Here is a 14,546-nt window from a genome sequence, read left to right on the forward strand (position 1 = left end):
GTGATCGCTACCTCTTACGAGCGAATTCACCGTTCTAACCTTATTCAAATGGGCGTACTTCCCCTGCAATTCAAAGAAGGTGAAAGCGCGGACAGCTTAGGGTTGGATGGTTCGGAAACTTTTGATATCCACGTGGATGACAATGTTCAGGCCCGTGATGAGATTAAGGTAACTGCAACTAAAGAGGGCGGTGAAGTGATCGAGTTCACGACCGATTGCCGAATTGATACCCCGGTAGAGGTTGATTACTACCGTAACGGTGGGATTCTGCATACCGTACTCCTTGATTACCTCAAGAAAAGTAAAGCATAAAGCTGATTTTAAATCAGTGACTTACACTGATAATTTAATTGGAATAGAAAAGCACGGCTATAAGAGCTGTGCTTTTTCTATTTTTGGAAGGGTTGTGGGTAAAGAAAAAAGCTAAGCGAATGACTTAATTTTTTTTATATTAGAACACTAAGTAAAAAATTCGGGTATAGTTATTAGTGGTCTAAGAAAAAATATAGCACATCATTTTCCGGTAGGGGTTGAACGGAAAGATCTTTTACTTCACGTAGTTGAGGGTATTAATAGAACGTTTGAGTTAAAAAAGGTTCTTAAAAAATGCATGGAAGCTACGCAGATAGTGATGAATTCCGAGGCAAGTTCTCTAATGTTACTGGATGAAAAAACCGGTGAATTAAACGTTAGCGTACCAACCGGCCCGGTTCAGGCAGAAATTACGGGTACTGCCATTCCAAGAAATAAAGGTATAGGGGGGTGGGTTATATCACAAAATAAACCCTTCATATCTAATGATGTAACCGAAAGTGAGGTGTTTTGGAAGGATCTCTCCGGTGATTTTACAACCAAGAATATTATCTGTGTTCCTTTACAAGATGAGGAAGGAAATGCTTTGGGTGTATTACAAGCCATTAATAAGAAAGGGAACGAAGATTTTTTAGACAACGATATTGAAGTATTTGAAGCGTTGGCACTGCATGTTTCCACAGCGATTGAGCGGTCCAGAAAATATGAGGAAATGGCCCGAAAGTTGGAGGAGCGCGAAATTGCAATTTCTGAAATACATCACCGGTTAAAAAATAATCTCGCTACAATCTGTGCCCTTCTGGAATTTGATGTTGAGGATGTTAAAGATCTCAAGTCAAAAAATGTGCTTTCTGAAACAAATGCCAGGCTGAGGTCGGTGGCAAAAGCGCATTCCCTTTTATATGATCAGGAAGAATGTGCTTCTGTAGAACTTTCAGAATATATAAGCTCTATCATAGAAAATGTTGAACGGATTTTTGAAGATCCAAAGAAAGAGATCACAGTACAGGTTAGTTTTGAACATATTGAATTGGATGCAAGTCGGGCTATGCTTTGTGGGCTTATGATAAATGAGTTGTTGATCAACGCCTATAAACATGCCTTTTCAGAGAGGAAGGATGGTGAGATCGTGGTCACTCTTAAAAAAACATCAGAGGGTAAGATCGTAGTTATAGTAGCCGATAACGGAGTAGGATTGAAAAATGAAAATGATGTAGATACTATAAAGCCAAACGCCCATTTTATTTTGAAGGCACTCGCAAAAAAATTAAACGCTAATCTGAGTTTTGACGAAAATCCTGCAATTGGTTCTGCTATTGTATTTTCTTTTCAAGCTTAGATCTATGTCCCCTCAAGGCCTCTCATTGTAAATAACTTTGCTGCTTTTGTTCGAAGTGGTGTTTTCAGCATCCCCTTAACAATTAAATTCCTTAAAAAAGGGATGGAAGTTTTTCTTCCCAAAATCATATTTAATTCGGCACGCCGGCCTGCTTTTTTGGTAATTTTTTTCTGTCTGTTTGAATATTCTTTCAAACAGATTTTAATGTGCTCTTGACTATCTGTATGCTTTAATGAATCCTCAAAGATATTAGCCAACTTCCAACAATCCAGCCATCCCAGGTTCATTCCCTGCCCTCCGATCGGACTTACTACATGTGCTGCATCACCGGCTAATATTACCCGCCCCTTAGTAAATCTTTCTGCTACAAGATGTTGTACTCCAAAACTGCTGAGCATGATGTTGTTTACTGAAAAAAGATCATAGCCAATTCGTTGTTGCACGATCTCAGCGAGTTTATCCCGGCTTGGTTCAGAGATATAGGAATCCGTTTTTACTACCCATCGCCGCATTCCGCTTGGTAGCGGGAAGCACTCGATCAGCCCGTCTTTAGGGAGGAAAACGGCTGCATTAGTCGCGAAATTGGTAGTGTCATCAAAATCGCCCATGATGTAGGTATCATGATATCGCTTTCCGGAAAAGTGGATGGAAGCTTGCTGGCGGACCAGACTATTTTTTCCGTCACAGCCGATCAGATAAGAGCTGGTTATTCTTTCCTTTGATTTTCCGTTAACTGTAAACGTAGTTTCGATCGCTTTTTCGTATTCATGAAATTGAAGGAACTCAGCTCCGGTGATCAGAGCGTTTTCATCGAGTTCCCGTAACTTTTTTTGAAGAATTTTTTCTGTTATGAACTGTGGGCAGGCTAAAATATAATTGTGTGGTTTGGGACAAAGATCAAAAGATATCTCCCCTATTTCTTTGTCTTCGGTCAAAGCAATTCCCTTCTTGATCTTCAACCCTTGTTCCAGAAATGGATCAGTGATCCCGACTTTATCAAAAAGCTCCAGAGAGACGGGGTGAATTCCTAAAGACCGGGAATCGGAGACAGGCTCTTCCCGTTTTTCAATGACCCGGCATTGGATTCCTTTTTTGAGGAGGCTAATAGCCATGAATAATCCGACAGGACCACCTCCAATTATAACGATCGATATTTGGGGTTCAGGCTCTTTCATAGATCAGTAAAAGTCGGAATGGCAACATGCGTTTTACTTTCCACGAGGATGGCACCAATTTTTCCAGCTCATTTCGGGTAAAGCTACGCTTAATAGAAGTGAGGCCATCTTGTGTGATAAATGAGTTTTTGAAGATCAGTCGCGAAAAAGTATTAAAAAGAAAATAACCGGTTTCACTCCGTTCGATGTCATTAAAAATGACTTTTTGAGCAGCAAGCTCCCGGGCTTCTCTAAGAAGTGTAGAGACTTCAGAGTCTTTAAGGTGATGGAGCAGGTGGTTGGATATCACAAAATCAAACTGGGCCTTTTTTAAAACCAAGTCGGTTGAAGAAGCATGCTTCCAGGTTATTAAACCTTCAGGATACTTTTTCTGTACAAAATCAAAAGCTCTGCGGTCTGTATCGATAGCTGTGATATTAAGTTGGATCTTATCTTCTTTGGCCCATTTCGCCAGTTTTACAGGAACATCTCCTCCTCCAAAACCAATGTCTAATACGGAGTAGGTTCGATTTTCGGACATTAATGGTCGAAGCTCGTTCTTATAAATCCGCTTCCATTGAGACAGCAATTGATTAATTAATGGAAACTGTAGGTAGGTGTTTTTCAGCAATACCGAATCACAATTATCCCGGTCCATCTGTTCCGTTAAGTTAGGCTGCCGGCGTTGTAAAAATGAGGGCATATTATTGCTTAGTTTGGGTGATGAACCGTCATAAGTCCGCTTTCTATGGTAAGCCCCGGACCAAATGCCATGGATAAAATATTCTGTCCTGCTTTTAGATCTGAATCCAATAATTTCTTTAGAACAAATAAAACAGTGGCACTGCTCATGTTTCCATATTCAGCTAATGTTTTTCGGGAAGCAGAAACTTGATCAGGTTTAAGGTCTAAGGAAGATTCGATCTTGTCTAATATAGAACGGCCGCCCGGATGTAAAGCCCAATAGTCGATGTTGTCAGCTGAAAAATTGTATTGATCGTAAAGTGGCTGTACGGCCGAGTGTATGTTTTCCTTAATGATATCAGGAACATAGGTTGAGAGAACCATTTCGAAACCGGAATCACCGATGGTCCATGCCATGTCCTTTTCCCCTTTTGAGACCAGTGAAGAAACAAACTTATTGATCTCCAGGCTTTGTTTTTTGGGTGTTTTTGAAGAAACGATCATTCCGGCAGCGCCATCTGCAAATACCGATCCTGAAAGTAAATTGTCTACATCATTTTTAAATTGAAAATGCAGTGTGCAAAGTTCGGCACTTACCAATAGAACAACCGCCTCCGGATCTGAAGTGCAAAACGACTGAGCCATCTTCATTGCCGGGAATGCAGCATAACACCCCATAAAACCCACGTGGAAACGTTGGGTTGAGGGTTTAAGGTGTAAGGTTTTAACTATTTCATAATCGGGGCCGGGGGCATAAAATCCGGTACAGGAAACAGTTATCACATGAGTGATTTCATCCGAAGAAATGTGAGGGTTGTCAGCCAAAAGTTTACGGGCTACATCAACAAAAAGCTTTTTTGATTCTGTTTCATACACTTTATTTCGTGCAGCAGTACCCGGCTCACTTTTAGTTTGTCCGTTAAAAAATAACGTTCCGTTTTGGTTAGGTAAAAAATCTTCAACTACCGAGTGGCGCTTTTCAATTCCGGATTGGGTGTAAATGCGGTGAATGATAGCCTCTGACCTCCTATCCTTACCAATATGCCTTTTCATTACCTCGCGAATATGCTGCTGATCGCTTGAGAATTCAGGAACTGAGGTCGCTATGTCGTGAATAAAAGTAGGCATAAAGTAGAATAACAAATTAAGTGTGTTATCCAAACCCTTTGATGTATAAGTTCATTCATTGGCAAGTAGCACGGGTACTAAAGGATCAGTTTTTTTTGGTAAGCTTATTAAAACGATAATTATGAAGTACTGCAGCAACGCTAAGCCCACATATCAGTCCGATCCAAAGGCCTTCGGGGCCATATCCTAAAGATATCCCAAGGAAATATCCTGCTGGAAACCCTATTAACCAATAGGAAATGAAATTCACAATCATGGGGACACGGGTATCTTTTAATCCTCTGAGAGCACCAAAACCGCCGACCTGAAGCCCATCTGATATTTGAAAAATAGCGGCCATGAATAACAAGGAGACGGCTACATCAGCTACTTCAACATCATTGGTGTAAATGTTGATGATAAATTCAGGAGCGAGAAAAAGAAGGAGTGCTGTCAGGCTCATTACGCCGGCACAGATCGCAATTCCGATAAAACCACGAAAACGAGCTTTTTCCATAGACCCCTGACCGATCGAGAACCCTACTCTTTGAGAAATAGCAATAGAAAGTCCAAATGGTATCATGAACATAGTAGCGGCAACATTGATGGCGATTTGGTGAGCTGCTGCAACCTTTACACTTAATGTGCCCATCAATAAACTTACAGCGGCAAAAAGGAGAACCTCCATCGTAGAACTGATCCCGTTAGGAACACCTACTTTAATCAATTCACCAATATACTTCCATTCCGGTCCTTTGGTGCGGGCAAAAATATTGAATCTTTTAAAAGGCTTAAAAGAGGCTGTAAAAGAAATGAAAACAATAGCTGCGAATAGATTGATCAATGAAGTGGCATAACCGGTTCCAATAGCGCCTAATTGAGGAAACCCTAATTTTCCGTACATAAGAACATAGTTGGCGCCGACATTTAAAACCAAACTTACTGCAGCGATATACATGGCCGGCTTAGTGACGGATAATCCTTCACTGAAATATCGAACACCGGCATAGGCAAGCAGAGGTAAAATTCCCCATGAAAGTGCTTTTAAATATCCATCTGCTATAGGAATTATTTCTTCTGTTACTCCAACCCAAATCATTACGATATCAAGATTTCGAATCAGGAAAAAACAAGGGATGGCAAGCATCATGACCAGCCAAAACATTTGACGGGCACTTTTACCTATTTCATAAAATTTTCGCGCTCCCAAAAATTGTGATACTATCGGATTTATTGCTATGAGAGTAGCCATGCAGAAAATGCCAAGGGGCATATATATAGCATTTCCAATAGCTACGGCAGCGAGATCCAGTGCGGAGAGATTCCCCGCCATTACCGTATCTGTAAAATTCAGTCCCATTCGCATAAGCTGTGTTGCGATTATAGGGCTGCCGATGGCCATTAATTTCAGACCTTCTTCTTTAATTTTTATTCTTGAGTTTTTCATAAGGAAGGCAGAAAAGGTACGGACAAAAACTCACCTATATGACAAAATTTGGCTATTTGAAAAATTATCTAAAGTTCAATTCACAGCCGGGAGTTGAATGGTAAATATGGTTCCTTTATTCAGGGCTGAAGTGAAAGAAATCTCACCATCATGTTCACTGATTATTTTTTTGGTTATGGCCAGTCCTAATCCAGTACCGCTTGATTTAGTGGAGAAATTCGGAACAAAAACCAGATCTTTGCTTTCTTTGGGAATACCCTCTCCATTGTCGCTAACCGAAATGGTGACCATCTTTTCCTCTTTTGTATAGGATGAGGTTAAGTTGATCACTCCGCCACCTGGCATTGCTTCATGGGCATTTTTAACCAAGTTGATAAAAACTCTTCGGAGTTCATCCTTCACTCCATTTACCCAAAGATCATCCTTATATAAGTTAGTTTTGATCACCAATTTTTCTTCAGCTGCATAAAGGTTGGCAATTGACATTAGCAACTCGTTCATTTCAATTGGTTTGAATTCTTGATCTGTTGGCCGGGCAAATTTTGAGAAGTCAGAAGCGATCTTATTGAGTGATTCTATTTGTCCGATCATATTCGCTGCGATCTTTTCGATCTGTGGCTTCATCTTGGCAAAATCCTCATCAGAAACATTAAGCTGTCGTTCCAGATGCTGAAGATTTAACTTCATTGGAGTTAAGGGATTCTTGATCTCATGTGCCACCTGCTGCGCCATTTCCTTCCAGGCAGCTTCACGTTCAGCCTTTGCAAGGTCATCTTGCAGATCCTTTAGCCGATACACCATAATATTATAGGCATTGGTTAGAGACCCAATTTCATCTTTACTTTTAACGGGAAGAGTTGTTTTTAAATCTCCACCTGAAATTTTCTTCAGTCCTTCCCTTAATGCTTCAAGAGGGGCAGTTAGTTGGGTAGAAAGCAAAGCAGCTCCAAGGATGAAAAGACCAAAAATAATGACGTAAAGTCCCAACAAATAACTGGTAGTTGATAGCAGTTGCTCATTGAATTTGGGGGCTTCCAGAAAGGTAGGAATAGCAACAATACCTGTGATTTCACCATCTTCGTTGATCCACGGCTGGTACCCTATAAGCAGCTTTTGATTTCCAAGTATTGCCTTCCGGGTAACTTGATTATTGCCTTTGTTATAAATTGATTCATATACATCCCACGGTAATAAGCGCGGCAGCAAATGCTGACTGTAAATTTGTCCGGTTGTTGAAATATCTATTGATTTATTTCTATATAAAGCGGCATCTGCATCTAAAGCAGAACTTAATTCATTAAGGGGAACCTGGGAGGTATTTAATGATTGAGCTTCGTGAACTGAGACAGCTTCTGTTAAATTTTCAAGCTTACTTAAAAGTTGATCTTGTATGCTATTTTGATTTTGGTTTTTAATGCCGTAATAGGTTGCGGCTATTAAGGTCATTAAGCAAAGAAGTGAAGCAAAAATAAAACGATCGATGATCCGGTCTCTGAATCTTCTGTTATGCCCCAGTAATTGTAAGTCTCGTTTCCATACCAATGATCCAAGCACTAATAAGCCAATAATTAAAACACAGAAAAAGAATCGAAGGATCGAGAAAAGGTGATTTTCTAAACCGGGGTGTTTAGTTGCTGCACGAATAATTCGCTGATCGGAATTAGCGATAAACAGCTCCCGAATGCTTTGGTTACCAAGCTGGGTAGTACGATATAAAACAGAGTCTATCTTAACTTGCTGAAGAAGTTGGTTTGGTAATCGCAGATATGACGGTAACTCCAGAGGAATCCCTACAATGTTCCGGCGCGCTGCTCTTCCATTTAAATATTCCGTAATACTTATAGAAGCATTCCAGTTTTCGCTTCCTCTGGAGGCAATTACTGCACGAAGTGGTTTTTGAAACTGAGGCTTTTCCCGATAAACAGAACATAAGATCCAACCTATTCTAGTTTGTGAATTGTCGCTTTCATAAAGGGGTATCCAGGCTCTGCGAAAAGAAGAGTAGTTGGAGTTGGCTTCATAAAGCGGACGTTCTCTGATAATAGGCCGGAGATTTTCTACGCGAATGCGTTCTTCCTGAAAAGGAATAACCAACGAAAGCATATTAAAGGCACGAGTCCAGGCCGGAGAGTCTAAATTTGATGAATACTCGCCTATGATCTCACCTTCATTATTTACTAATTGAGTAGAAATGGAAAAGCTTTCCCATTCTTCAGATATCAGACGCTGGGTTTGTTGAGTAAATAAATTTTCAACAAAGGCCGGTCTTTCTATCATATCCCGGGCAGTGAGTCCTGAGACCGAGCGCTCCAGATTCGTAAGCAAGTTTCGGACAATTCGCTCAGCTTCTGAAGCTTCTTCTTCAATAAATAATTGGGCTGCACGATCCATTTGGTTATTAAGCCGTTCCGAATACCCTTTGTACATTGCTATATATGTTATGCATACGGCAATAAAGCTAAAAAATAAAAGTAGCCTTAATCGTGAGGCTTGTGAAAAAAGTGTAATATCAGTGTATGCAAGGGAAGCACAGATCAATATAATTGCAAAAAATGCAGCTACAGTAAATAAGATCCACAAAGAATCCTCAGGGTAGAGATCAAGTTTGGCGATCATAATATAGAGGCCCAATGCAAACCCGCATAAGCCCAAGAATAGAGAAATAAAAGAAGGGTCCACATTGAGCTTCATTAAAAACCAGGCAAGCAATGACAGTAAAGTAATAGCTGAAATAGAGATCAATCCTGAAGCAATGTAAAATAGTAGTGTTTGCCATCCCGGGAAAACTTCAAGATCTAATATGGGTATTGAAGACTCTACAAATAAAGTGTAGGTCTCGAACAGGAAAAAATAAAGCAAAAAAGAACTCAAAAGCCCATAAAAGAAGAAGATTATTGGGAATATAAATTCAGCACGTTCCTTTAACTCAACTTCAATAGTGGCCAGAGTGTTAAAGCAGGCTATAGTAATTAACAGAATGAAAAATGAATGAATACAGTACTTGAAAAGAATGGCAGCAGTTGAGTTGCTTTCTTGTCCAAGCGCGTCAAAAAGTTCAAGCCAACCTACCCCATATTCAATATTTGAAAAAAAGAACCAGGCCAGGGTGATTGCAAAAAGCTTTAAGCCTAATGATTTCCATTCACTTAATTCGGTTGAGACCGAAATAAGAAATAAGGTCAGCAGTGAGATTATCAAAGCATAAAAAATCGCCCGATATAAGAAGAATTGATTTTGTCTGGCAGTTCGATAATCAGAATAATCTTCGCTAAGTGTATAGATCACCCCCGCAGAATCAATACTTTGGGTAGATAATTTTGTGATGAATTGTGGATCTTGCGGTGGTGCGTTAAAAAAACCGAAATGCACCGGATAATCGGATTCTGAAGAAAAAAGGACAGAAGGGTCTAATTCAGAGCTATTACCTATAGGAAGAATGTTTTCCTGGTTTAACTTTTTTCTGGTTGTTAGCCAGTAACTGTTTTCGGGGCTTCCATTTTGGACATTGAGGGGAGCACGATAACTTAGAAAAGTGACATTGTTATTTTGCTCGATCCCTACAAATGGTTCAGAGGCGTCAATATCTGGAATAGTCGAAATATTTTGGCTTCCAAAGCCTGTCCAAAGGATAAGTTCATTTCCTTGAAATAGAGATACCCCCCAAAAATCATACTCATTTTCAGCTTCTTCGATAATTGATTCTAATTGAGCAGAAGTTCCCAGTCGCTGCTTGGTAAACTCTAATAATTGATTGCTTTCATGTACAAAATCAGATTCAAATGAAGAATAATTTTGTAAAGCATGGTTAATAGAATGACGGGCTAATTCTGTTTGTTCAGCTTCATCAAGTTCACCGTGTTCTATCCATATCTCAAATATACCGTAGCCAAGTGAAGCCAAAGCTAACAAGAAGGCAAGAACCCAGGTTTTATTTGTGATGGTAGATTTCAAGATAAAGCTGCTCGTAAATTAGAAACGAATATGAGCGTAAATTACCGGCGAATCAAGTTTGGTATTTCAGTGTCCGGCTTTCCTTGAAGTACAGAAGTGATGGCTTCGGCAGCTAACATCCCAATGGCTTCTCTGGTTTTATGCGTAGCACTGGCAATATGCGGCAATAAGAGAGTGTTTGGCGCACTTAATAATTGTGGATGAACTTTTGGTTCTTCCTCAAAAACATCCAAGGCAGCTCCGGCAATGGTTCGATTGTGCAGGGCATTTGCCAAAGCAGATTCATCAATGACAGCACCTCTTGAAATGTTAATCAGTAAAGCATGTTCACGCATACTTTCTAAAAGAGCTTTGTCAACTAGGTGATGTGTTTCATTGTTAAGTGGACAGTTCAGGCTTAACACATCACAATTCCTTGCGAGTTCTTTATGATCTTCAACATATGTGGCTTTAAGTTGTTGCTCTACCTGAGGGGCGATACGAGACCGGTTGTGATATTTAATATTCATTCCAAAAGCCCGGGCCCGGTACGCAAAAGATTGCCCGATCCTTCCCATCCCAATAATGCCTAAAGTCCGATCCCTGAGTTCCATTCCCAAAAACCCGAGTGGTTCCCAGCCATTGAACCTACCTTCTCTAAGATATTTTTCAGCTTCTTTGAATTTCCTCGAAAGGGCAAGCAATAATCCCATTGCATAATCACCACAGGCTTCGGTAAGTACATCAGGAGTGTTTGCTACTTTAATGCCATGGCTATGCGCTGCACTTACATCAATGTTGTCATATCCAACAGCAAAATTAGCTACCACTTTAAGTTGTTTGGCTTCAGCGAGCACTTTTGCTGTAACCGGAGTAGAAAGCATGCATAAAAGTGCATCATAGTTTTTTATGTCTTCGATCAGCTTTTCTTCTGATCCATATGTTCCTTTTGGGGCAACCGTAACTTTACCGAATTCTTTCAGATAGGAGGTTACTTTTTCGGGGATCGGCTCGGTAACTAATATATGAGGGATATGAGAACTCAAAATCGGATCATTGGGTTTCGTCAGAATCCTTAATGTGGGTTACCTTGGCATCATTCCACATTCGCTCAATTGCATAGAACTCTCTCTTCTCTTTGCTCATTATGTGAACTACAATATTGACGAAATCAAGAATTATCCAGGCGCGCCCCTGTAACCCTTCTTTTTTCCACGCTTTTTCCCCTGACTTATTTAAAAGATCTTCTTCAACGGCATCAGCTAAAGCTTTTACTTGCACATCAGAAGTACCATGGCAGACAACAAAGTAATCGGTAAGCGTAGTGAGTTCAGAAACATCCAATACAGTTATATCTTTTCCTTTTCGGCTGAGTAATGCTTCCGTGATGATCTCAACCATTTTTTTTGAATCAGGAATATCCTCTGAATAGGAATTTTGAAATTGTTTCTTTGTCGGTTGTTTAATGTCTGTCATAAAAATTCAGTCTCTATTTAGTTTTTTAAAGTCGTGACCAATAATAACACTCACGTCAAGATAGAAATCCGCGGATGATTCCATAATTACATTCTGTTTAGAAACCCCAAGCGCATTAGCAACGCGATAGGCGTTATCCATCACTTCGCTCCGGGAGATTATAATAGTTTCCTGAAGGTCGAAAGATTCAAAATTCCCGGTTTCAACTACATCAAATCCGTTAGAGCGCAATAAGCCGGTATAAGCATTTGCTATCCCTGAAACTCCACATCCGTTGAGAACCTCTATCTGTATGATCTCACTGATGAGTTCAGACTTAAGTTCTGCTCTCTCGTTAAATATTCGTGGATAAACAATTCGGGTAAAAAGTGCGGCTAATAATAAAATTAAAAGGACGCTCAGGAATCCAATCGCAGTATTTAAAAAAAGTTCATTGGTGTCTGAAACCTTCTCACTTTTTGTATCTGTCATCAACTATCTTTTAGACTAATACCATGGATTAAATCTGTTATAACCATACATTCCATATCCACCTGAATTAAAGAACCCATAATTACTAGGCAATTGTTGGTATTGAAATCTAATATGAGCATTGTCACTTATCTGATAATTTAATTCTGCATTTCTGATAAGTATTTCCCCGTTAAGGCTATTATTGGTATTCACAAAGTCAGAACCCCCAAATGGTGAATGAAGAAAAGATACGTCTACTCTTCCTGTAAGATTAGGAGTAAACATGAAATTAAGCGTGTTGGTATAAGCGTTAACGTTTTGATAGGTTCCTCCAACAGCGCCAAAGTTCATAGAGTAAGAATGACTCATGCTGACTTTATTTTGGAAAAAATTATTTAACCAAGTTTGTACAGTCGGAGCCTGAGAATTCACAATTGGACCGGAAAACTCATATGATTTTAAAAGATTGTCCCGCAATTGTGCAGAAAGCTGAGTGCTTAATAGTATTCCAAAAACAAATGTAGTGATAAATAATTTTTTCATGATACTCTCGTAATTTTCTTTTCAACGCCAAAGCGTTTGTTTAAGTATAACGATTTGGGCTTTAATAATAAACAGCAGACAATAGTCAGGTAAATTGAAATCCCTAAAAAAAAAGCATATCTTTATCAACTTTTCTAACTGTATTGAAAAACTTATAAAAAGCTAAATGAAGCTCACCGATTTTAAATTTGAGACTGACGATTTTAATGTGCCCGAAGAACCGCTGAAACAAAGGGATTCAGCAAAACTGATGGTACTTAACCGCGCTGAAAAAACAATAGAACATACCACCTTTTCTGAGATCCATAAATACATCAATAAAGATGATGTGATGATCTATAACAATACTAAGGTTTTTCCAGCCCGTTTACATGGTAAAAAGGAAAAAACTGAAGCAGATATCGAAGTGTTCTTGCTTCGGGAACTTATGCCGGAAAATATGTTATGGGATGTATTAGTTGAACCGGCTCGTAAAATCCGAATTGGTAATAAACTTTACTTTGGTGAAGAAGACGAGGAATTAATGGCTGAAGTAGTGGATAACACTACATCAAGGGGCCGGACTATTCGTTTTTTATATGAAGGGCCAAACCAGGATTTATATGACCGTTTGGATGAATTGGGTAAAATGCCCCTCCCGCCATATGTAAAACGTGAGCCTGTAGAAGAAGACAAGGAGAGGTACCAAACCATATTTGCTACAGAACGTGGCGCAGTTGCAGCTCCTAATGCAGGAATGCATTTTACTCCTGAATTAGTTAAAAAACTCGAAAAGAAAGGGGTAGAGTTTTTACCGACTACGCTTCATATAGGTTGGGGTATTTTCCGAAATGTAGAGGTTGAAGATCTCACAAAGCATCGTATGGATTCTGATAATTACTTCATCTCCAAAGACACTTCCGATAAGATCAATGAGACACTGAAGAAAAAGAAGAACAGAGTTATTGCAATTGGATCAAGTCCGTGTCGCACCATCGAAACCAGTGTGATGGCAAGCGGCATGTCGAAGTCAGGTACCGGTTGGACAGATAAATTTATCTATCCTCCTTATAACTTCAAGATCACAGAAGGACTTATTACCAACTTCCATCAGCCTGAATCTACACGATTAATGTTGGCTGCTGCTTTTGCAGGTTACGATTTCTTGATGGAAGCTTATGAAGAAGCTCAAAAAGAAAATTACCGGATGTTCTCTTTCGGTGATGCAATGCTTATTCTGTAAATGTTGAAGCTGTCGCTCATAATACCGGCGGCAGGGTCGGGCGTTAGGATGGGGTCTGAGGTCCCCAAACCCTTTATTAAGATTGGTGACAAAACCATCCTTGAGCACACTATTTCTAATTTCCTGGACTTACCGAATTTAGTTCAGGTAATAGTTGCTACTTCTGAAGAATACAAAGAGGTTGTTGGTTCTGTGTTTAAGAGCTTTGCTTCTGATGTAGAATTCAGAGTAGTTAAGGGTGGAAGTGAACGGCAGCATTCTATTTATAATGCTCTGCAATATCTCTCTGAAGATGCTCAGCTTGTAGCGGTTCATGATGCGGTGAGGCCTTTTGTCAGAAAGGATCTGATTAGCAAATGTTGTGTGGTTGCCGGCAAGATCGGCGGGGCTGTTTTAGGGGTTCCTGCAAAAGATACCATCAAGAAGGTTGATGGAGATGGAAATGTAGAAATGACTCCTGACAGATCATCCTTATGGCAGGCTCAAACCCCTCAGGTTTTTCAAAAAAAACTATTGATCGAGGCTTATGAGGATGCGATCAGGAGTAATTTTATTGGCACCGATGACGCTTCTCTTGTTGAGCGTATGCATGGCAGAATTCAAATGGTTGAAGGGGACAGGGAAAATCTCAAAATTACTTATCCGATCGATCTTAAGGTTGCAGAATTAATTTTAAGAGAAAAGAAATGAAGGGAATTAGAGTTGGTTATGGTTACGATGTCCACCGGTTTCAGGAAGGACGAAAACTAATCCTAGGAGGTGTAGAGATTCCTCATGAGCGAGGGTTACTTGGGCATTCTGATGCTGATGTGCTGCTTCATGCAATAACTGATGCCTTGCTGGGGGCTCTTGCTTTGGGAGATATAGGTACTCACTTTC

At 39.9% G+C, this 14,546-nt stretch carries 13 protein-coding genes and 1 pseudogene; 5 read left to right on the forward strand and 9 right to left on the reverse strand.

Annotation, left to right across the window (positions count from 1 at the left end; genetic code table 11):
- Both VFM80_RS11735 and VFM80_RS11740 read left to right on the forward strand, forming a co-directional pair.
- Positions 1-312: pseudogene (locus VFM80_RS11735) on the forward strand (aconitate hydratase); the annotation flags it as partial.
- A gap of 256 nt (positions 313-568) precedes the next feature.
- Positions 569-1,651 carry a histidine kinase dimerization/phosphoacceptor domain -containing protein gene (locus tag VFM80_RS11740; protein ID WP_395072031.1) on the forward strand — a complete coding sequence of 361 codons (1,083 nt, stop codon included), beginning with the start codon at positions 569-571 and terminating at the stop codon, positions 1,649-1,651.
- 2 nt (positions 1,652-1,653) lie between these two features.
- Here the strand turns inward: VFM80_RS11740 and VFM80_RS11745 are convergent, their stop codons facing one another.
- The 9 genes from VFM80_RS11745 to VFM80_RS11785 form a co-directional block, all read right to left on the reverse strand.
- Complete coding sequence (locus VFM80_RS11745) at positions 1,654-2,826, reverse strand: FAD-dependent oxidoreductase (protein ID WP_395072019.1); 1,173 nt, start codon at positions 2,824-2,826, stop codon at positions 1,654-1,656.
- Positions 2,813-3,508, reverse strand: coding sequence for a methyltransferase domain-containing protein (locus tag VFM80_RS11750; protein WP_395072020.1), 696 nt, complete (start codon positions 3,506-3,508; stop codon positions 2,813-2,815). The genes VFM80_RS11745 and VFM80_RS11750 overlap by 14 nt, the downstream gene beginning before the upstream one ends.
- An 8-nt stretch (positions 3,509-3,516) precedes the next feature.
- Positions 3,517-4,650 carry a type III polyketide synthase gene (locus VFM80_RS11755; RefSeq protein WP_395072021.1) on the reverse strand — a complete coding sequence of 378 codons (1,134 nt, stop codon included), beginning with the start codon at positions 4,648-4,650 and terminating at the stop codon, positions 3,517-3,519.
- A 52-nt stretch (positions 4,651-4,702) separates the two neighbouring features.
- Complete coding sequence (locus VFM80_RS11760) at positions 4,703-6,043, reverse strand: MATE family efflux transporter (RefSeq protein ID WP_395072022.1); 1,341 nt, start codon at positions 6,041-6,043, stop codon at positions 4,703-4,705.
- Positions 6,044-6,118: 75 nt separating this feature from the next.
- Complete coding sequence (locus tag VFM80_RS11765; RefSeq protein ID WP_395072023.1) at positions 6,119-9,994, reverse strand: sensor histidine kinase; 3,876 nt, start codon at positions 9,992-9,994, stop codon at positions 6,119-6,121.
- A 41-nt stretch (positions 9,995-10,035) separates the two neighbouring features.
- The gene (locus tag VFM80_RS11770) at positions 10,036-11,019 is read right to left on the reverse strand and encodes a 2-hydroxyacid dehydrogenase (RefSeq protein WP_395072024.1); all 984 of its coding nucleotides are present in this window, start codon (positions 11,017-11,019) and stop codon (positions 10,036-10,038) included.
- A gap of 7 nt (positions 11,020-11,026) precedes the next feature.
- Complete coding sequence (rsfS, locus tag VFM80_RS11775) at positions 11,027-11,449, reverse strand: ribosome silencing factor (RefSeq protein ID WP_395072025.1); 423 nt, start codon at positions 11,447-11,449, stop codon at positions 11,027-11,029.
- A gap of 6 nt (positions 11,450-11,455) precedes the next feature.
- Positions 11,456-11,920, reverse strand: coding sequence for a LytR C-terminal domain-containing protein (locus VFM80_RS11780; protein ID WP_395072026.1), 465 nt, complete (start codon positions 11,918-11,920; stop codon positions 11,456-11,458).
- Positions 11,921-11,935: 15 nt separating this feature from the next.
- The gene (locus tag VFM80_RS11785) at positions 11,936-12,445 is read right to left on the reverse strand and encodes a hypothetical protein (protein WP_395072027.1); all 510 of its coding nucleotides are present in this window, start codon (positions 12,443-12,445) and stop codon (positions 11,936-11,938) included.
- A 166-nt stretch (positions 12,446-12,611) separates the two neighbouring features.
- Between VFM80_RS11785 and queA the strand changes: the two genes are divergently transcribed.
- The 3 genes from queA to VFM80_RS11800 form a co-directional block, all read left to right on the forward strand.
- A complete protein-coding gene (queA, locus tag VFM80_RS11790) occupies positions 12,612-13,667 on the forward strand; it encodes a tRNA preQ1(34) S-adenosylmethionine ribosyltransferase-isomerase QueA (protein ID WP_395072028.1) in 1,056 nt (351 codons plus the stop codon).
- A complete protein-coding gene (gene ispD, locus VFM80_RS11795) occupies positions 13,668-14,357 on the forward strand; it encodes a 2-C-methyl-D-erythritol 4-phosphate cytidylyltransferase (protein ID WP_395072029.1) in 690 nt (229 codons plus the stop codon).
- Positions 14,354-14,546, forward strand: a 193-nt coding sequence (locus VFM80_RS11800) for a 2-C-methyl-D-erythritol 2,4-cyclodiphosphate synthase (protein ID WP_395072030.1), incomplete at its 3' end; no start/stop codon positions are given. The genes ispD and VFM80_RS11800, both read left to right, overlap by 4 nt.

This window comes from Gracilimonas sp. (assembly GCF_035704785.1).
Taxonomy (GTDB): Bacteria; Bacteroidota; Rhodothermia; order Balneolales; family Balneolaceae; genus Gracilimonas.

Coding starts and splice junctions, on each gene's coding strand:
- VFM80_RS11780 (WP_395072026.1), bottom strand. CDS start 11,920: ATGACAGATACAAAAAGTGAGAAGGTTTCAGACACCAATGAACTTTTT.
- VFM80_RS11760 (WP_395072022.1), bottom strand. CDS start 6,043: ATGAAAAACTCAAGAATAAAAATTAAAGAAGAAGGTCTGAAATTAATG.
- VFM80_RS11745 (WP_395072019.1), bottom strand. CDS start 2,826: ATGAAAGAGCCTGAACCCCAAATATCGATCGTTATAATTGGAGGTGGT.
- rsfS (WP_395072025.1), bottom strand. CDS start 11,449: ATGACAGACATTAAACAACCGACAAAGAAACAATTTCAAAATTCCTAT.
- ispD (WP_395072029.1), top strand. CDS start 13,668: ATGTTGAAGCTGTCGCTCATAATACCGGCGGCAGGGTCGGGCGTTAGG.
- queA (WP_395072028.1), top strand. CDS start 12,612: ATGAAGCTCACCGATTTTAAATTTGAGACTGACGATTTTAATGTGCCC.
- VFM80_RS11785 (WP_395072027.1), bottom strand. CDS start 12,445: ATGAAAAAATTATTTATCACTACATTTGTTTTTGGAATACTATTAAGC.
- VFM80_RS11750 (WP_395072020.1), bottom strand. CDS start 3,508: ATGCCCTCATTTTTACAACGCCGGCAGCCTAACTTAACGGAACAGATG.